General features: G+C 65.6%; 17 protein-coding genes. 8 read left to right on the forward strand and 9 right to left on the reverse strand.

The window, feature by feature from the left end:
- Window positions 1–24 precede the first annotated feature (24 nt).
- Together ACZYW1_RS14040 and kstD are read right to left on the reverse strand one after the other, a co-directional pair.
- Window positions 25–885 (reverse strand): MaoC family dehydratase, encoded by an 861-nt coding sequence (locus ACZYW1_RS14040; RefSeq protein WP_463786646.1) that lies wholly within the window; start codon window positions 883–885, stop codon window positions 25–27.
- A 3-nt stretch (window positions 886–888) separates the two neighbouring features.
- Window positions 889–2,571, reverse strand: a complete 1,683-nt coding sequence (kstD, locus tag ACZYW1_RS14045) for a 3-oxosteroid 1-dehydrogenase (protein ID WP_463786647.1) — start codon at window positions 2,569–2,571, stop codon at window positions 889–891.
- A gap of 73 nt (window positions 2,572–2,644) precedes the next feature.
- On the opposite strand from kstD, the gene ACZYW1_RS14050 reads away from it, so the two are divergent.
- The 7 genes from ACZYW1_RS14050 to ACZYW1_RS14080 all read left to right on the forward strand — a co-directional run bounded on the left by ACZYW1_RS14050 (window position 2,645) and on the right by ACZYW1_RS14080 (window position 9,100).
- Complete coding sequence (locus tag ACZYW1_RS14050; RefSeq protein ID WP_463786650.1) at window positions 2,645–3,430, forward strand: 2-keto-4-pentenoate hydratase; 786 nt, start codon at window positions 2,645–2,647, stop codon at window positions 3,428–3,430.
- 173 nt (window positions 3,431–3,603) lie between these two features.
- A complete protein-coding gene (locus tag ACZYW1_RS14055) occupies window positions 3,604–4,524 on the forward strand; it encodes an acetaldehyde dehydrogenase (acetylating) (RefSeq protein ID WP_463786652.1) in 921 nt (306 codons plus the stop codon).
- A complete protein-coding gene (gene dmpG, locus ACZYW1_RS14060) occupies window positions 4,521–5,579 on the forward strand; it encodes a 4-hydroxy-2-oxovalerate aldolase (RefSeq protein ID WP_463786654.1) in 1,059 nt (352 codons plus the stop codon). Before ACZYW1_RS14055 ends, dmpG begins: the two co-directional genes overlap by 4 nt.
- Before the next feature lie 51 nt (window positions 5,580–5,630).
- The gene (locus tag ACZYW1_RS14065) at window positions 5,631–5,906 is read left to right on the forward strand and encodes a hypothetical protein (RefSeq protein WP_463786655.1); all 276 of its coding nucleotides are present in this window, start codon (window positions 5,631–5,633) and stop codon (window positions 5,904–5,906) included.
- Between the two features lie 75 nt (window positions 5,907–5,981).
- Window positions 5,982–7,121, forward strand: a complete 1,140-nt coding sequence (locus ACZYW1_RS14070; protein ID WP_463786656.1) for a hypothetical protein — start codon at window positions 5,982–5,984, stop codon at window positions 7,119–7,121.
- A gap of 2 nt (window positions 7,122–7,123) precedes the next feature.
- The gene (locus ACZYW1_RS14075) at window positions 7,124–7,906 is read left to right on the forward strand and encodes an SDR family oxidoreductase (protein WP_463787830.1); all 783 of its coding nucleotides are present in this window, start codon (window positions 7,124–7,126) and stop codon (window positions 7,904–7,906) included.
- A 48-nt stretch (window positions 7,907–7,954) separates the two neighbouring features.
- On the forward strand, window positions 7,955–9,100 hold the full coding sequence (locus tag ACZYW1_RS14080) for a sulfotransferase family protein (protein ID WP_463786657.1): 1,146 nt from the start codon (window positions 7,955–7,957) through the stop codon (window positions 9,098–9,100).
- Between the two features lie 12 nt (window positions 9,101–9,112).
- Here ACZYW1_RS14080 and ACZYW1_RS14085 read toward each other — a convergent pair whose 3' ends face one another.
- Window positions 9,113–9,580, reverse strand: a complete 468-nt coding sequence (locus tag ACZYW1_RS14085) for a hypothetical protein (protein ID WP_463786658.1) — start codon at window positions 9,578–9,580, stop codon at window positions 9,113–9,115.
- Window positions 9,577–10,731, reverse strand: coding sequence for a Rieske 2Fe-2S domain-containing protein (locus ACZYW1_RS14090; RefSeq protein WP_463786660.1), 1,155 nt, complete (start codon window positions 10,729–10,731; stop codon window positions 9,577–9,579). Before ACZYW1_RS14090 ends, ACZYW1_RS14085 begins: the two co-directional genes overlap by 4 nt.
- A 113-nt stretch (window positions 10,732–10,844) precedes the next feature.
- Here ACZYW1_RS14090 and ACZYW1_RS14095 point away from each other — a divergent pair, with 113 nt between their 5' ends.
- Window positions 10,845–11,369: a gamma carbonic anhydrase family protein gene (locus ACZYW1_RS14095; protein WP_463786661.1), complete on the forward strand. Its 525-nt coding sequence runs from the start codon at window positions 10,845–10,847 to the stop codon at window positions 11,367–11,369.
- On the opposite strand, the gene ACZYW1_RS14100 is transcribed toward ACZYW1_RS14095, so the two are convergent.
- Genes ACZYW1_RS14100 through ACZYW1_RS14120 form a run of 5 tightly spaced genes read right to left on the reverse strand, consistent with a single transcriptional unit; the run spans window position 11,366 to window position 15,896 of the window.
- Window positions 11,366–11,773 (reverse strand): nuclear transport factor 2 family protein, encoded by a 408-nt coding sequence (locus ACZYW1_RS14100; RefSeq protein WP_463786663.1) that lies wholly within the window; start codon window positions 11,771–11,773, stop codon window positions 11,366–11,368. The genes ACZYW1_RS14095 and ACZYW1_RS14100 overlap by 4 nt on opposite strands.
- Entirely contained in the window at window positions 11,770–12,648 is an 879-nt protein-coding gene (locus ACZYW1_RS14105) for a TIGR03619 family F420-dependent LLM class oxidoreductase (RefSeq protein WP_463786664.1), read from the reverse strand. Before ACZYW1_RS14105 ends, ACZYW1_RS14100 begins: the two co-directional genes overlap by 4 nt.
- Window positions 12,645–13,814 carry a thiolase domain-containing protein gene (locus tag ACZYW1_RS14110; protein WP_463786666.1) on the reverse strand — a complete coding sequence of 390 codons (1,170 nt, stop codon included), beginning with the start codon at window positions 13,812–13,814 and terminating at the stop codon, window positions 12,645–12,647. Before ACZYW1_RS14110 ends, ACZYW1_RS14105 begins: the two co-directional genes overlap by 4 nt.
- Window positions 13,815–13,817: 3 nt before the next feature.
- The gene (locus ACZYW1_RS14115) at window positions 13,818–14,879 is read right to left on the reverse strand and encodes a thiolase domain-containing protein (RefSeq protein ID WP_463786668.1); all 1,062 of its coding nucleotides are present in this window, start codon (window positions 14,877–14,879) and stop codon (window positions 13,818–13,820) included.
- Between the two features lie 24 nt (window positions 14,880–14,903).
- Window positions 14,904–15,896: a Zn-ribbon domain-containing OB-fold protein gene (locus ACZYW1_RS14120; protein WP_463786669.1), complete on the reverse strand. Its 993-nt coding sequence runs from the start codon at window positions 15,894–15,896 to the stop codon at window positions 14,904–14,906.
- Window positions 15,897–15,901: the final 5 nt, after the last annotated feature.

The following is a 15,901-nucleotide window of genomic DNA, read 5'->3' on the forward strand; positions in this document are numbered from 1 at the left end:
CAGTCAAGCGCGGCAGCAGCGTAGCTAGCGTGGCGAAAGCTCGACTCCGCTGAGCACCACGGCGTTATCCCGCGAAGGCGCGGTGACGGTCGCGAGCAGGCGGCCGTCCTCTTTCCAGACCGACGCCTTCAGCGTCTCGCCCGGGAAGGCCACACCGGCGAACCGCGCGGCGTAGGAGCCGACGGCACCGGCGTCGCCGTCCAGTAGCGCGTCCGTCAGCGCCTTGCAGGTCATGCCGTAGGTGCAGAGTCCATGCAGGATCGGACGGGGAAACCCTGCGGCAGAGGCGAATTCGGGGTCGGAGTGCAGCGGGTTGCGGTCGCCGCACAGCCGATACAGCAGAGCCTGCTGCGGCAGGATCGGGATGTCGAGCTCGAGGTCGGGCGAGCGCTCAGGTGCCGCGGCGGAGGTCGACGCCCCGCGGTCGCCGCCGAATCCGCCCTCGCCGCGGGCGAAAATCGACCGGCGTTGCGTCCAGAGCAGTGTCCCGTCCGGGGCATTCACCCGGGTCTCGGACCAGATCACGGCGGCCTTGCCCTTGTCCCAGATGTCGGTGAACCGGGTGATCGCGGTTCCCGAACCCGACGGCGGCAGCGGGGCGGGCGCGCTGACCTGCTCGCTGGCGTGCAGGACCTTACCCAGCTCGATGTCGATGCCGGGGTATTGAACGGTCGGTGGCTTGGTCAGGTGAAAACTCGAGGCGACGTTGCCGAACGTCGGTAACACCTGCGGGGTGTCGTCGATCAGGTAACGCAGTTCGCCGGCGTCCATCGGGTCGGCGCCGGCACCCAAGCCCAGATGGTAGAGCTGGATATCGCTACTGCTCCAGGAGAATTCGATCGGTTCCAGCTCGGCGGCGAGCGCAACGTCGACGTCGATCGGCATGTGTCAGTTCTCTCCCGCGATGTGCAGTGCGGCAAGGTAACCGAACGTCATCGCGGGTCCGATGGTGCCGCCCGGACCGGGGTAGGTGTGCCCCATGACCGGAGCACTGACGTTGCCCGCGGCGTACAGGCCTTCGATGACGCTGCCGTCGTCACGCAGCGCGCGGCCGTGGACATCGGTCCGGATGCCGCCCTTGGTGCCCAGGTCGCCGGGCACCAACTTGGCGGCGTAGTACGGCCCGTGGCTGATCTCGCCGAGGTTGGGGTTCGGCTTGTTGGTCGGATCGCCGTAGTACCGGTCATAAGCGCTCTCGCCGCGGTGGTAGTCGGCGTCGACGCCCGAGCGGGCGAACCCGTTGAAACGCTGCACCGTCGCCGCGAACTCGTCTGCGGGTAAGCCCGCTTTGGTGGCCAACTCCTCCAGGGTGTCGGCTTGAATGATCACCCCGGACTCCATCCACTTGCGTGGAATACGTTGTCCTGGTTGCAGTCCCGCGAAGATGTAGCGGTCGCGATATTGCTGGTCGAACACCAGCCACGCCGGGATGTTCTCACCCGGGCCGGAGCCCTGGCCGAACTCACCGCCGTACATGTGGTGGCAGGCCTCGACGTACGGCATGGATTCATTCATGAATCGCTGCCCGGACATGTTGACGATGATCGACCCGGGGGAGTTGCGCTCCGACAGCGCGAACCACGGCGCCCCGACCAGTGGAACCGTCGGACCCCACCAGGCGTCCTCCATGATTTCCAGTGCCGCACCCAGCTTTTCGGCGGCGACGATGCCGTCGCCGGTGTTGGCCTTCGCGCCGACGGTCCACTCGGTGGTGATCGGCGCTCGCTGGTACTTCACCCGCATCTGCTCGTTGTGTTCGAACCCGCCGCTACCCAGAATCACAGCCTTACGAGCCCGAATCAGCTGTGGCTCACTGGCTTCCGACTGCCCCGTCTCGCGCACGTAGATTCCGCGGACGACGCCGTCCTCGACGTAGAGGTCGGTCAGCGCGGTGTTGAGCCGGACCGGAACCCCGGCCTTGCGGAGCCCGACGCGAAGCGGCGCTATGAGCGCGCGTCCCATACCGACCAGATTCTGGCCGGTCGCCTTGGCCCACATGGTGCGGGCGCCGACCTTGAGGCTGCGCAGCACTCCGCGAGGGTGGCGCTTGAGCTGATTGAGTCGAACGTAATCCTGTTGCATGACAACGACATTGAGTGGCACCTTGCCGTAAGCCGGCTCCAGGCCGGCAAGGTCGGGCCCGAGTTTCTTGGCGTTGAACGGCTTTGGTTCGATCGAGCGCCCCCCGGCGCGACCGCCCGGTGCTTCGGGGTAGTAGTCGGCGTACTGCGGCACCCAGCACATCTTCAGCGGCGAGTTCTTCAGCACGAACGACAGCATTTCGGGCCCGCGCTCGAGGTAGGTGTCGATGCGCTGCGCCTCGACGACGTCGCCGACGATGCCGTGCAGGTATGTGCGAGCCGCTTCGGCGGTGTCCTTGACGCCGTCGCGTTGGAGAACCTGGTTGTTGGGAATCCACACGCCGCCGCCGGAGCGGGCGGTGGAGCCGCCGAAGTGGGCGGCCTTCTCTACGATTATAGTGTTGAGACCCCGGTGGGCGGCTGCGAGCGCAGCAACCATGCCGGCGCCGCCGCTCCCGACCACGACGACGTCGAACTCCTGATCCGTCATGTAGAACACGTTATAGAATTGCCGGGGCCGGGCGCTACCGCCCCGGTCAATCGAGTGAGGGGACTTCGGCTCAATGCTTCCGTCAGCCACCCGTGATGCGCTGGCCGCCGACCTCGCCGAGGCCGAACGGACCCGCCTGCCCATCACTCCGCTGACCGCCGGGCACCCCGAGATCGACGTGGTCGACGCCTACGAGATTCAGCTGATCAACATTCGGCAGCGAGTCGCCGAGGGCGCCCGGGTGGTGGGCCACAAAGTGGGCCTGTCATCGCTGGCGATGCAGCAGATGATGGGCGTCGACGAGCCCGACTACGGGCACCTGCTCGACGAGATGCAGGTCTTCGAGGACGTCCCGGTCAAGTCCGACAGGTTTCTGTACCCACGGGTGGAGGTCGAGGTCGGTTTCATCTTGGCGCACGACCTGCCCGGCGCGAACTGCACCGAGGAAGACGTGCTGAAGGCGACCGAGGCGTTCGTGCCGTCGATCGAGCTGATCGACACCAGGATCACCGACTGGAAGATCGCGTTGTGCGACACCATCGCCGACAACGCGTCGTCCGCGGGCTTCGTGCTGGGCGAGGCCCGGGTCGCGCCGACCGATATCGACATCACCAAGATCGACGCCGTGCTGACCAACAACGGCGAGGTGGTGGCCGAGGGACGCAGCGATGCGGTGCTGGGAAATCCGGTCACCGCGGTGGCGTGGCTGGCCCGCAAGGTGGAAAGCTTCGGAGTGCGGCTTCGGGCCGGTGACATCGTGTTGCCCGGTTCGTGCACTCGAGCCATCGACGCACCTCCCGGCAGCAATTTCGTCGCCGACTTCGACGGGCTCGGGTCCGTCCGGCTGTCTTTCGAGTAGGAGCGATCGCAAGCGCGGCGAAGCCGGGTGCAGCGGGTCGCGAGAGGTAGATGAGGAGCGATCGCAAGCGTGGCGAAGCCGGGTGCAGCGGGTCGCGAGAGGTAGATGAGGAGCGATCGCAAGCGCGGCGAAGCCGGGTGCAGCGGGTCGCGACAAACAGATAAGGAGCGTCCATGCCGTCGAAGCTGACTGCGGCCATCGTCGGATCGGGCAACATCAGCACCGATCTGCTCTACAAGCTGCTCCGCTCGGAGTGGCTGGAGCCGCGCTGGATGATCGGGATCGACCCGGAGAGCGAGGGCCTGGCCCGCGCTCGCAAGCTGGGACTCGAGACGAGCCACGAGGGCGTCGACTGGTTGCTGGCACAGTCCGAGAAACCCGACATCGTGTTCGAGGCCACCAGCGCCTACGTACACCGCGATGCCGCCCCGAAGTACGAGGCCGCCGGAATCCGGGCGATCGACCTGACACCGGCCGCGGTCGGCCCCGCGGTGATCCCGCCGGCCAACCTGCGCGAGCACCTCGATGCACCCAACGTCAACATGATCACCTGCGGCGGCCAAGCGACCATCCCGATCGTCTATGCGGTCAGTCGCGTCGTGGAGGTGCCCTACGCCGAGATCGTCGCGTCGGTGTCGTCGTCATCGGCGGGGCCTGGCACCCGGGCCAACATCGACGAGTTCACCAAGACCACGTCGCGGGGAGTGCAGACCATAGGTGGCGCGAAGCGCGGCAAGGCGATCATCATCCTGAACCCGGCCGATCCGCCGATGATCATGCGCGACACCATCTTCTGCGCCATCCCCGAGGACGCCGACCGCGACGCGATCGCCCAGTCGATCCGCGACGTGGTCGCCGAAGTGCAGACCTACGTGCCGGGTTACCGCCTGCTCAACGACCCACAGTTCGACGACCCGTCGGTGCACTCCGGCGGTCAGGCGCTGGTCACCACCTTTGTCGAGGTCGAAGGTGCCGGCGATTACCTGCCGCCGTACGCGGGCAACCTCGACATCATGACCGCCGCGGCCACCAAGGTGGGCGAGGAGATCGCCAAGGAATCGCTGTCGGCGACGGCCCAGGGAGCACAGGCATGACTACCCAAGACATCTTCTTCAACCCGATCTGGGACGTCCGGATGACGGACACCTCCCTGCGTGACGGCTCGCACCACAAGCGTCACCAGTTCACCAAGGACGAGGTCGGCGCGATCGTGGCCGCCCTCGACAACGCCGGCGTGCCGGTGATCGAGGTGACCCACGGCGACGGGCTGGGTGGCTCGAGCTTCAACTACGGCTTCTCCAAGACGCCCGAGCAGGAGCTGATCAAGCTCGCTGCCGAGACCGCCAAGGAAGCCAAGATCGCGTTCCTGATGCTGCCCGGCGTCGGAACCAAGGAAGACATCAAAGAGGCGCAGAACAACGGCGGTTCGATCTGCCGGATCGCCACCCACTGCACCGAGGCGGACGTGTCCATCCAGCACTTCGGCCTGGCCCGCGAGCTGGGTCTGGAAACTGTTGGCTTCCTGATGATGTCGCACACCATCGCGCCGGAGAAGCTGGCCGCCCAGGCCCGCATCATGGCCGATGCCGGCTGCCAGTGCGTCTACGTGGTCGACTCCGCGGGAGCCCTGGTGCTCGACGGCGTGGCCGACCGGGTTGCGGCGCTGGTGTCCGAGCTCGGCGACGACGCCCAAGTGGGATTCCACGGCCACGAGAACCTGGGGCTGGGCGTGGCGAACTCGGTGGAGGCCGTTCGGGCCGGCGCCAAGCAGATCGACGGCTCCTGCCGCCGGTTCGGCGCGGGTGCGGGCAACGCCCCGGTCGAGGCGCTGATCGGGGTGTTCGACAAGATCGGCGTCAAAACCGGCATCGACTTCTTCGACATCGCCGACGCGGCCGAAGAGGTTGTCGCACCGGCCATGCCGGCCGAATGCCTGCTCGACCGCAACGCGTTGATCATGGGCTACTCCGGGGTCTACTCCAGCTTCCTCAAGCACGCCGTCCGGCAATCCGAGCGGTACGGCGTTCCGGCACATCAGCTGTTGCACCGGGCCGGGCAGCGCAAGCTGATCGGCGGCCAAGAGGATCAGCTGATCGACATTGCGCTGGAGATCAAGCGCGAGCAGGAAGCGGCCGCCGCCTCGCAATAGTCTGGCCAATTGCACAGGCTGCCCATAGCTGTCACGCGTAGCGTCGCATCCATGAGTACGAGATTCATCTGGGCCGGTCGAGTGGCCGGTGCACTGGTTGCGGCATCGGCCGCCACGATCATTGCGCTGCCGGTGGCGAACGCCGCCTGCAATCAGACTGTGGGTCAGTCGATCGACTCGTATCTGCAACGTCACCCTGATGTGAGGCAACGCCTCTCCTCGCAGTCGCAGGCGGAGGGCGGTGGACCCGACGTCATGGGCTACCTGAACCGGCACCCGGACGTCAGGCAGCAGTTGATCGACCTGTCTGCGCGGTGCACGGACTAGCTGACTCGTTGTCGTCGGACGCGGCGCCATTGTTCGCTTGTTGACGAAAACTAGAACACGTTCTAGCGTCAGAGCGTGCCCGATCCCCTCTTCTCTCAGCCGCTGATCGACGCCGTCGCCGAGTCCGAGAAACTCGTCGCCGCCGCGCCGCACATCGAGTCCGAGGCCGACCTGCTCGAGGGGTTGCAGTACCTGGCCGGTTGTGTGGCCGCGTGCACGCACATGGTGTTCGACTACGACCGCGACCATCCGGTGCTGCTCTCCGGTACCGGGCCGTATACGAAGATGGGCCTGGACAATCCGGACACCCTCTACTTCGGTTGCCGGGTGCAGCCGGATCACGACTACCTCGTCACCGGGGTCCGTGGCACCACCACGGATCTGAGTTTCCAATTGCTCGGCGGCGAGTACACCGACGACAACGTGCCCGCCAGCCAGGCCGCGTTCGACGACCGCGAACTCGAGATCGCGGCCGACGGCAGCTTTCAGTGGCAGGTCAGGCCCACCAATCCCGGCCAGTTGGTGATCCGTGAGGTTTACGGCGACTGGGCCGCGCGACGGGGAACGCTGTCCATCTCGCGTTCCGACACCGCCGGCACGGCGCCGCCGCCCCTGAGCCGGGCAACGATCGAAAAGCGTTACAGCGCAGCGGGAAAGCAGCTGGTCAACCGGATCAAGACCTGGCTGCAGTTCCCGCAGTGGTTCTACCTCGACCTTCCGGTCAACACGATGGTCGCACCGCGCCTGACGCCCGGCGGGCTGGCGACGCAGTACTCCTCGGTCGGTCACTTCGACCTGCGGCCCGACGAGGCATTGGTGATCACGCTACCGGTGACCGACGCGCCCTACCTCGGGTTCCAGCTGGGCAGTTTGTGGTACATCTCGCTGGACTACATCAACCACCAGACGTCGCTGAACAACGCTCAGGCGCAAGCAGATCCGGACGGGATGGTCCGCATCGTCGTCGCAGACCAGAATCCCGGCGTCACCAACTGGGTGGAAACGCTGGGGCATCGCCGCGGGTTCCTGCAGTTCCGCTGGCAGCGGGTGTCGCGCCAACTCACCGAAGCCGACGGCCCCACCGTCCAGCTGGTCGACATCGACAAGCTTTCGGAAGCTCTGCCCTACCTCGAGCACAACAAGATCTCAGAGCAAGACTGGCGTACACGAATCGCGTTGCGCCAGCAGCAAATCGCGGCCAGGATGCTGGGGTGACCATGACGGGACTGCTGGAGAAGAAAGTCATCGTGATCAGTGGTGTGGGCCCGGGGCTCGGCACCACGCTGGCGCATCGATGTGCCAACGACGGCGCCGAATTGGTGCTGGCGGCTCGTACGGTCGAACGGCTGGAGGAACTGGCCGCTCAGCTCGGTGACGCAGGGCACAAGGCGCTGGCCGTGCGCGCCGACATCACCGAGGACGACGACGTCGCGGCCCTGGTGGAATCCACCACCTCGAATTTCGGCAAGGTGGACGTGCTGATCAACAACGCGTTCCGGGTGCCGTCGATGAAACCGTTGGCCGGCACCAGCTTCCAGCACATCCGCGACGCGATCGAGCTGAGCGCGCTGGGCGCGTTACGGCTCATCCAGGCCTTCACGCCGGCCTTGGAGGACGGTGGCGGCTCGATCGTCAACGTCAACTCGATGGTGCTGCGGCACTCGCAGGCGAAGTACGGCGCCTACAAAATGGCCAAGTCCGCGCTGCTGTCCATGTCGCAGTCGTTGGCCACTGAGTTGGGCGAGAAGGGTATCCGCGTGAATTCCGTTGCACCCGGCTATATCTGGGGTGAGACGTTGCAGGGCTACTTCGAGCACCAGGCAGGCAAGTACGGCACCTCGGCCGACGAGATCTACCAGGCGACCGCGGCCAATTCGGACCTCAAACGCTTGCCGACCGAAGACGAGGTGGCGTCGGCGATCATCTTCATGGCCAGCGACTTGTCCAGCGGTATCAGCGGGCAGACGCTCGATGTCAACTGCGGCGAGTACCACAACTAGGCCTCCGCCGACGATGCAGAGCGAAGCGATGAGGAGGGAGACGGGCTAGTGGGTGAACGCACCGATATCGCGACCGTCGATGAATTGCATGCCTCGGCTACCAAGCTGACCGGGCTCGACGACTTCGGCGCCGACGACGACAACTACCGCGAGGCGCTCGGCGTGCTGCTGGAGTCATACCGGCAGGAAGCCGACCTAACGGTGTTGGGCAGCAAGATGAATCGATTCTTCCTGCGCGGCGCCCTGGTTGCCAGGCTGTTGTCGGAGTCCGCGTGGAAGCAGTACCCGCAGCATGCCGACATAAAGGTCACGCGGCCCATCTTCGTCACCGGTCTGGTGCGCACCGGTACCACCGCCCTGCACCGACTGCTCGGCGCGGACCCGGCACACCAGGGGCTGCACATGTGGCTGGCGGAATTCCCGCAACCGCGTCCCCCACGCGACACGTGGGAGTCCCACCCGCTGTACCGCCAGCTCGACGACCAGTTCACCCAGCATCACCAGGACAATCCCGGCTACACCGGACTGCACTTCATGGCCGCCTACGAGCTCGAGGAATGCTGGCAGCTGCTGCGACAGTCGCTGCATTCGGTGTCCTATGAGACGCTGGCGCACCTGCCGACGTACTCGAAGTGGTTGGCGCAACAGGACTGGACGCCGGCCTACCAGCGGCACCGCAAGAACCTCCAGCTGATCGGGCTCAACGATGCCGACAAGCGATGGGTGCTGAAGAACCCGAGCCACCTGTTCGCGCTCGACGCGTTGATGCAGACCTATCCCGACGCGCTGGTCATCCAGACCCATCGACCGGTCGAGACGATCATGGCGTCGATGTGCTCCTTGGCCCAGCACACCGCCGATGGCTGGTCGACAGGGTTCACCGGTGAGCAAATCGGTGCGGACGCAATGGAAACCTGGGCGCGCGGATTGGAGCAGTTCAACACCGCGCGGGCCAAATACAACCCGAACCAGTTCTACGACGTCGACTACCGGGAGCTCATCGCCGACCCGATCGGCACCGTGGCCGACATCTATCGCAAATTCGACATCCCGCTCACCGATGAGGCGCGGCAGGCAATGGAAAACAGCCACGCCGAAAGCCAAACCGGTGCAAGGGCTCCCAAGCACAAGTACTCGTTGGCCGACTACGGGTTGACGGCCGACGAGGTCAAGGAGCGATTCGCGGGGCTGTGACGGTGACCGGGGTCAGCCGTCGCCCGGTGGGGGAGCGGTCGACACCGCGTCGAGGCAACCCTCGGCGACGGCGTGCTCGATGCTGTCGCCCAGCTTGGGACAGGACCGGCTGCGAGCGCTGGGCTCGCCCGACGCCCGCACCTCGGTGAAGTAGGCGCAGCGCTGCGAGGCGTCGCTGTTCCATTGCACCGCAGTGTGTCCGGGCCCCAGCCGTTTCACATTGACGGTGGCATGGCAGAAGCGGCAGTCCACCGGTTGCAGGCCCGACGTCAGGTAGCGGGCCTTGTCTGCCTGAGTGGCCGCCTGCACAGCGGCGGCCCGTTCCGGGTCGTCGGCGAAATTCGGTGCCTTGGACCAGGATCCACTGCTCTTGCCGTTACCCGCAGCGGCCGGCTCGTCGTGGCTTTCGTGATCGCCGTGGAGCATCAGCATCGACCGAGCTAACCGATCGACGTCGGGTGGCTGGTGGGATGAGCTCATGTGGCCGGCTGTTCGGTCTTCTCTTCTTCGGCTTGCTTGGCCAGGTTGTCGTCGACCTCGACGTGCCACTTCTCGTTGGCGACGGTGGTGTCGACCTCGATCTCGAAGCGGTCGGTCATGTCGGCCGTGACATCGGCGACGTCGACGTAGAACTGCTGGTACCACCGCCGCATCTGGTAGACGGCACCGTCCTCCTCGACCAGCAGCGGGTTGTCGATCCGGGTCTTGTGCTTCCAGATCTCGACGTCTTGCAGGAAGCCTTTGCTGACCCCCTCGGTGAAGACCTTGGCCAGCTTGTTCGTCATCTTTTCGTCCATGCCCTTGGGCTTTTCGACGATGACGCCCCACTGCAGCACGAACGAGTTCTGGGTCACCGGGTAGTGGCAGTTGATCAGGATCGACTCGGCCTTGTAGTCGCCGTATTGGTTGTGCAGCCAGTTGATCATGAACGACGGGCCGAAATACGACGCCTCCGAGTCCAGGTGCGCCTCGCCGTAGGAGGTGCCGAGGTCGTTGACGTCGGGCCGGCCCACGTTGTGCAGGTACTGCGAGGCGATGTGGCCTTCGAAGACGTTCTTGAAATACGTCGGCAGACCGAAGTGGATGTAGAAGAAGTGCGCCATGTCGGTGACGTTGTCGATGATCTCGCGGCAGTTGGAGCCCTCGATCAGCATCGAATGCCACCGCCAGTCGGTCCACTCGTCGCTGGCGAACTCCGGAAGCTCCGGAATCCGCAGCTCCGGCGGCGGCGGATTACCCTCGTGGTCGTGCCAGACATACAGCAGCCCGCTGCGCACATCCGTGGTCCAGGATCGCGTGCGGGCCAGCCGGGGGGTGCGCTTGGCGTAGGGCACCAGCTTGCACTTGCCGTCGCCGCCCCAGCGCCAATCGTGGAACGGGCAGGCCACCTCGTCGCCCTTGATCGTGCCCTGCGCCAGGTTGCCACCCATGTGCCGGCAGTATCCGTCTAGGACATGCAGGTCGTCGTGCGAGTCGGCGAACACCACCAGATGCGTGCCGAACGCCTCGATGCCGTGCGGTTCGCCGTCGAGATAGTCCTTCACCGGGCCTAGGCAGTGCCAACCGCGGGCATAGCGGTCGGGCAGGGTGCCGGCGTCGATCTCGCGGACAGCGGCGGTCTCGGTAGCCATCAGGCCTCCAGATTTATCGGGCTTCTAACTAGAACACGTTACAGTTTTTCTCCCGTTTCGCGCAATGACGGGGATATCACTGCCGGTTACCCGGCCTGCGGTATATCTGAACGATGCCGCTGTATTCCTTCGAGGGCCGATCGCCGCGCGTCGACCCCACTGCGTTCGTCGCGCCCACGGCCACGCTGATCGGCGACGTGACCGTCGAGGCGGGGGCGTCGGTTTGGTTCAACACCGTGTTGCGCGCCGACTACGGCCCGGTGATCGTTCGTGAGGGCGCGAATGTCCAGGACGGTTCGGTGCTCCATTCACCGCCGGGCATCCCGGTCGACATCGGTCCGGGGGCGACGGTGGCCCACATGTGCGTCATCCACGGCGCCCACATCGGCGCCGAGGCGTTGATCGCCAACCACGCCACCGTGCTCGACGGGGCGGTGATCGGGGCGCGCAGTTTGGTCGCGGCCGGCGCTCTGGTGACCGGCGGGACGAAGATCCCGGCCGAAGTCCTGGTGGTGGGGGCTCCCGCGACCATCAAGGGCCCGATCGCGGGGACCGGGGCCGAGATGTGGGTGAAGGTGAACCCGCAGGCCTACCAGGATCTGGCCCAGCGTTATCTGACGGGGCTGGAACCGATTTAGAGCTTGCGGGCGCTGGCGGTGGCCCGGTCGACTTCCCAGTAAGCGCGCAGCGCCAGCATCTTGCCGTCGTCGTCGACCTTGTAGGTGAACACGCCTTCGGCGGTGATCTGATGTCCTGCGGCGGTGATCAGGATGTGGCCGACGTTGGCCTCTTCGTCACCGCATTGGTAGGTCTTGTCGAAGACGAACTCGATCTTGTCCGTCGGCGCGATCGCCATGTCCCAGAATGCCGAGATTGCGTCGCGACCGCGATGCCCTGTGCCCTCGGGGTCGAAATGTGAAGGGCCGACCGGGTCTTCGACGATGCCGTCGTCGGCGAAGTTCGACACCCACGCCTCTTTGTCACGGGCCGCGACCGCGTCGCGGGAGCGCTTACCGGCCAGGTGCGCGGGGGTATCGCTCATTTCTGCCAGCCCGAGTGGATGTAGGTTTCGGCCCAACGCTTGAGCGAGTCCTTCTTCTGTTCCAGCGGCGCGTCGGTACCGAGACCGTCCAGAAGCCACGGGATGGTGATGTAGTCGGTGACGCCGATCTCGGCGAGCTCGCGGTGGCCGTCCACACCGAACTTGTCGATGCATACCGCCTGAATCTCGAAAGGCAGGTCCGCGCGGCCATTTTCGGCGCGCAGCGCGTCGAGCTTGCCGATGGTCTCGGCGAGCTGCGCGTGGGTCATCATCGCACTGGTCCACCCGTCACCGATCCGCGCCGCTCGGCGCAGCGCCACGTCAGTGTGGCCGCCCACGTAGAACGGCACCGGTTCAATGGGTGCGGGGCTCATCTGCAGGCGGTCGAAATCATAGAAATCACCGTGGAATTCGACCATCCCGCCGGCCAGCACCAGCTTGATGACCTCGATCATCTCGTCGACCCGCTTGCCGCGCTTGGCGAACGGGACGCCGCACCATTCGAATTCCTCGGGAGCCCAGCCGATGCCGACGCCGAACCCGAAGCGGTTGTTGGTCAGGTTGGCCACCGAGCCCACCTGGCGGGCCAGCAGCAGCGGGTTGCGCGAACCCAACTTCATGACGTTCGTGTAGAACCGCAGTTTGGAGGTGACCGCGCCCATCGCGCCCGCCAGGATCAGCGGGTCCACCCAGGGCGACTCCTCGTCGAACATCCGCTTGCCGTCGGCGGTGTAGGGATAGTCGACGGACTGCTTCTCGAAATAGAAGATCGAGTCCGGCAGCGCGATCGAGTCGAAGCCGACTTCCTCCGCGGTCTTGGCCAGTTCGGTCAGCTGGTCGATCTGGCCGAACGCGATACTGCAGGTGTACTTCACTTCTTGTCCGCTCCAACCACCCACATCGAGTAATACTGCGAGCCACCGCCGTAGGCGTGGCCAAGTGCCTTGCGCGCGTTGGGGACCTGATGATCACCGGCCTTGCCCATCACCTGGATCGCTGCCTCGGCGAACCGGATCAGGCCGGAGGCGCCGATCGGGTTGGACGAGAGCACCCCGCCGGAGGCGTTCAGCGGAATTCTGCCGCCGATCGCCGTCTCGCCGGCCTCGGTGAGTTTCCAACCTTCACCTTCGGCGGCGAACCCGAGGTTCTCCAACCACATCGGCTCGAACCAGGAGAACGGCACGTAGATCTCCGCGCAGTCGATTTCGTCGATCGGGCTGGTGATGCCGGCCGCCTTCCACAACGCCTTGGCGGCGTCCCGGCCGGCCTGCGGATTGACCTGGTCGCGACCGGAGTACGCCAGCGGTTCGGTGCGCAGCGCGGTGGCGTGGATCCAGGCCACCGGATGGCCGTCGGAGACCCGCTTGTCGGCGACTTCTTCGTTGCCGATCACGACTGCGCAGGCACCGTCGGACGACGGGCAGGTCTCGTCGAACCGGATTGGGTCCCAGAGCATCTGGGACGACATCACCTTGTCCAACGTGATGTCGGGTTGATGCAGGTGCGCCAACGGGTTCTTGGCTCCGTTCAACCGGTCCTTGACCGCGACCATGGCCCCGATGTGGGTCGGGGCGCCGGATCGGCGGATGTAGGACCGCACGTGCGGAGCAAAGTAACCACCCGCGCCGGCGCCCACCGGCTTGGTGAACGGAACTGGAATGCTCAACGCCCACATGGCATTCGACTCGGACTGCTTCTCCCAGGCCATCGCCAGCACCCGCCGGTACTTGCCCGACTGAACCAGGCTGGCCGCCACCACACCGGTCGACCCGCCGACCGAACCGGCAGTGTGCACCCGGATCAGCGGCTTGTTGGTGGCGCCCACGGCATCGGCCATGAACAACTCCGGCATCATGACGCCCTCGAAGAAGTCGGGCGCCTTGCCGACCACCACCGCGTCGATGTCGGCCATCGTCGACCCGGAGTCGGCCAATGCCTTGTCGATGGCCTCGCGAACCAGACCGTTCATCGAGACGTCCTGGCGCTTGGCGACGTACTTCGTCTGACCGGTGCCGAGCACCGCAGCCAACTGGCCCGCCATTATCTACTTCCCTTCCAGCACGGCGACGAGATTCTGCTGCAACACCGGGCCACTGGTCGCGTGCGCGAGCACCCGCCCCGCTGAGCCGTCGAAAATGTGTTGCGCGGCAAAGCCGATGCGCTCCAACCCGGCGGAGAACATCGGGTTGGCCGCCAGCGCGCCGCCCGAGGGATTGATCGTCGTCGACGACGGCAGGCCGATGGCCTCGGTCAGGATCAGCTGCTGATGAGTGAACGCCGCGTAGATCTCGGCAATCGCGATCGAGCCGGCGTCGCCACCCGTCGCGGCCTTGGCCGACGCCTCGGTCGACGGCGAAGCGGTCAAGTCGCGGGCGCCGAGCACCGGGGTTTCGATGCGGTGTTCGATGCCGGTGATCCACGCCGGGTTCTCGCGCAGCTCGCGGGCCTTGTCGCCGGCGGCCAACACGATGGCCGCCGCGCCGTCGGTGATCGGCGCAATGTCATGGCGCCGAAGCGGATCCGCGAAGTACGGACGGGAGAGTAGCTCGTCGATGCTCTTCGCCGGCTTCTCCGAATCAGTGCGCTCGGATGCTGCGAACGAGTCGAGCGCGACCTGGGCCATCTGCTCGGCGGTCCATTTACCGGAGTCCAGGCCGAACCGGGCCTGCAGTCCGGCCATCGACACGGCGTCGGGCCACAGCGGCGCCACGGTGTACGGGTCGGTCTGCAGTGCAAGCACCCGGCGCAACGTGCCTGCCGAGGACTTTCCGAAGCCGTACACCAGCGCGGTGTCGACCTCTCCGGTCAGCAACTTGATGTAAGCCTCGTAGAGGGCCCATGCCGCGTCCATCTCGACATGCGACTCGTTGATCGGCGGCACCGCACCGATCGAGTCGATCGCCGAGATGAACGAAAATGCCCGTCCGGCAAGGTAATCCGATGACCCCGAGCACCAGAAGCCGATGTCAGTCTGCTGCAGGCCGAGTTCCTGGTAGAGCGATTGAAAACACGGCATCAGCATCTCGACGCCATTGGTGGTGCCGTCGGTCCGGCGCACATGCGGGGCATGGGCGAATCCGACGACAGCTACATCGCGAAAAGTCACGTCGTTCCCTTTGATCGGCGGTGCTCAGAGGTGATGCTTGTAGGTGTCGTAGTCGGCGTCGGGCTCGCCGGTCGGCTTGAAGTACTCGATGTTGTCGATGCCCAGGCCCCACTCCTCGCGGGGCTTCCACACCGCCTCGACCCGCATGCCCATCCGCACCTCGGTCGCATCGATCTCTTGAATCAGGTGCAGGAACGCGATATCCGCGCCGTCGAGCAGCACGTAGGCCGCGACGTACGGCGGTTTGATCCGCTGCCCGGCGAACGGGATGTTGATGATGGCGAATGTCGTGACCGTGCCCTTGTCCGGGAGCTCGATGAAGTTGTCGAGCACCAGACCGGTCGCCGGATCGGCTTCCTTGGGCGGAAAGTAGACCTTGCCGCTGTCGCCCGTGCGGGCGCCCAGCAGCTTGCCCTCCTCCAGGCCGCGGAGGAACGCGGTCTCGGGAAGTGAAGCGGTGTGCTGGATTTCGATGCTGGCCGGGGTCACCTGGACCGTCACCGGCTCGCGATCGTCCTTGTCACCGGAAACCTGCTCGGCCTCGTCACCGAGGACGAAGTAGGCGATGTCGGTGATCGCGCCCGCTGGGTCGTCGACCCAGTGCGCGTGTACCCGGGCACCGCTGCTGATCGCATCGGCGGATCCGGCATCAACCGCGTGCAGCAGCGGGACGTCGGCACCGTCGAGCTTGATCAGCGCCCAGGCGAACGGGTGGTCGACCGGTTGTCCTTCGAGTGGCTGAGCCTGCCACGTCCAAGACAGCACGGTCCCGACGCTTTCCACCGGGACGATCTCGGTCAGCTGTTCATAGGTCACCGGGTCGAACTCGGCCGGCGGGACGTAGACCCGGCCGTCGGAGCCTCGGACGCCGACAATGCGTCGTTCGCGCAGGGCGGTGAAGAACTGACTCAGGACAGGGCCGACTGAACGGGTGTAGTCGAAGGTCAGCTTCAGAGGCGCCGAGAGAACCTTCTGATGGGTATCGATCTGCACCGGGCTGCTTTGGCTGGTGGTCACAGTGT

This window comes from Mycobacterium sp. IDUB_36, assembly GCF_055419225.1.

Excerpts from the sequence above, each read along its gene's own strand:
- ACZYW1_RS14040 (WP_463786646.1), bottom strand. The coding sequence starts at position 885 with ATGCCGATCGACGTCGACGTTGCGCTCGCCGCCGAGCTGGAACCGATC.
- kstD (WP_463786647.1), bottom strand. The coding sequence starts at position 2,571 with ATGACGGATCAGGAGTTCGACGTCGTCGTGGTCGGGAGCGGCGGCGCC.
- ACZYW1_RS14050 (WP_463786650.1), top strand. The coding sequence starts at position 2,645 with ATGCTTCCGTCAGCCACCCGTGATGCGCTGGCCGCCGACCTCGCCGAG.
- ACZYW1_RS14055 (WP_463786652.1), top strand. The coding sequence starts at position 3,604 with ATGCCGTCGAAGCTGACTGCGGCCATCGTCGGATCGGGCAACATCAGC.
- dmpG (WP_463786654.1), top strand. The coding sequence starts at position 4,521 with ATGACTACCCAAGACATCTTCTTCAACCCGATCTGGGACGTCCGGATG.
- ACZYW1_RS14065 (WP_463786655.1), top strand. The coding sequence starts at position 5,631 with ATGAGTACGAGATTCATCTGGGCCGGTCGAGTGGCCGGTGCACTGGTT.
- ACZYW1_RS14075 (WP_463787830.1), top strand. The coding sequence starts at position 7,124 with ATGACGGGACTGCTGGAGAAGAAAGTCATCGTGATCAGTGGTGTGGGC.
- ACZYW1_RS14085 (WP_463786658.1), bottom strand. The coding sequence starts at position 9,580 with ATGAGCTCATCCCACCAGCCACCCGACGTCGATCGGTTAGCTCGGTCG.
- ACZYW1_RS14090 (WP_463786660.1), bottom strand. The coding sequence starts at position 10,731 with ATGGCTACCGAGACCGCCGCTGTCCGCGAGATCGACGCCGGCACCCTG.
- ACZYW1_RS14095 (WP_463786661.1), top strand. The coding sequence starts at position 10,845 with ATGCCGCTGTATTCCTTCGAGGGCCGATCGCCGCGCGTCGACCCCACT.
- ACZYW1_RS14100 (WP_463786663.1), bottom strand. The coding sequence starts at position 11,773 with ATGAGCGATACCCCCGCGCACCTGGCCGGTAAGCGCTCCCGCGACGCG.
- ACZYW1_RS14110 (WP_463786666.1), bottom strand. The coding sequence starts at position 13,814 with ATGGCGGGCCAGTTGGCTGCGGTGCTCGGCACCGGTCAGACGAAGTAC.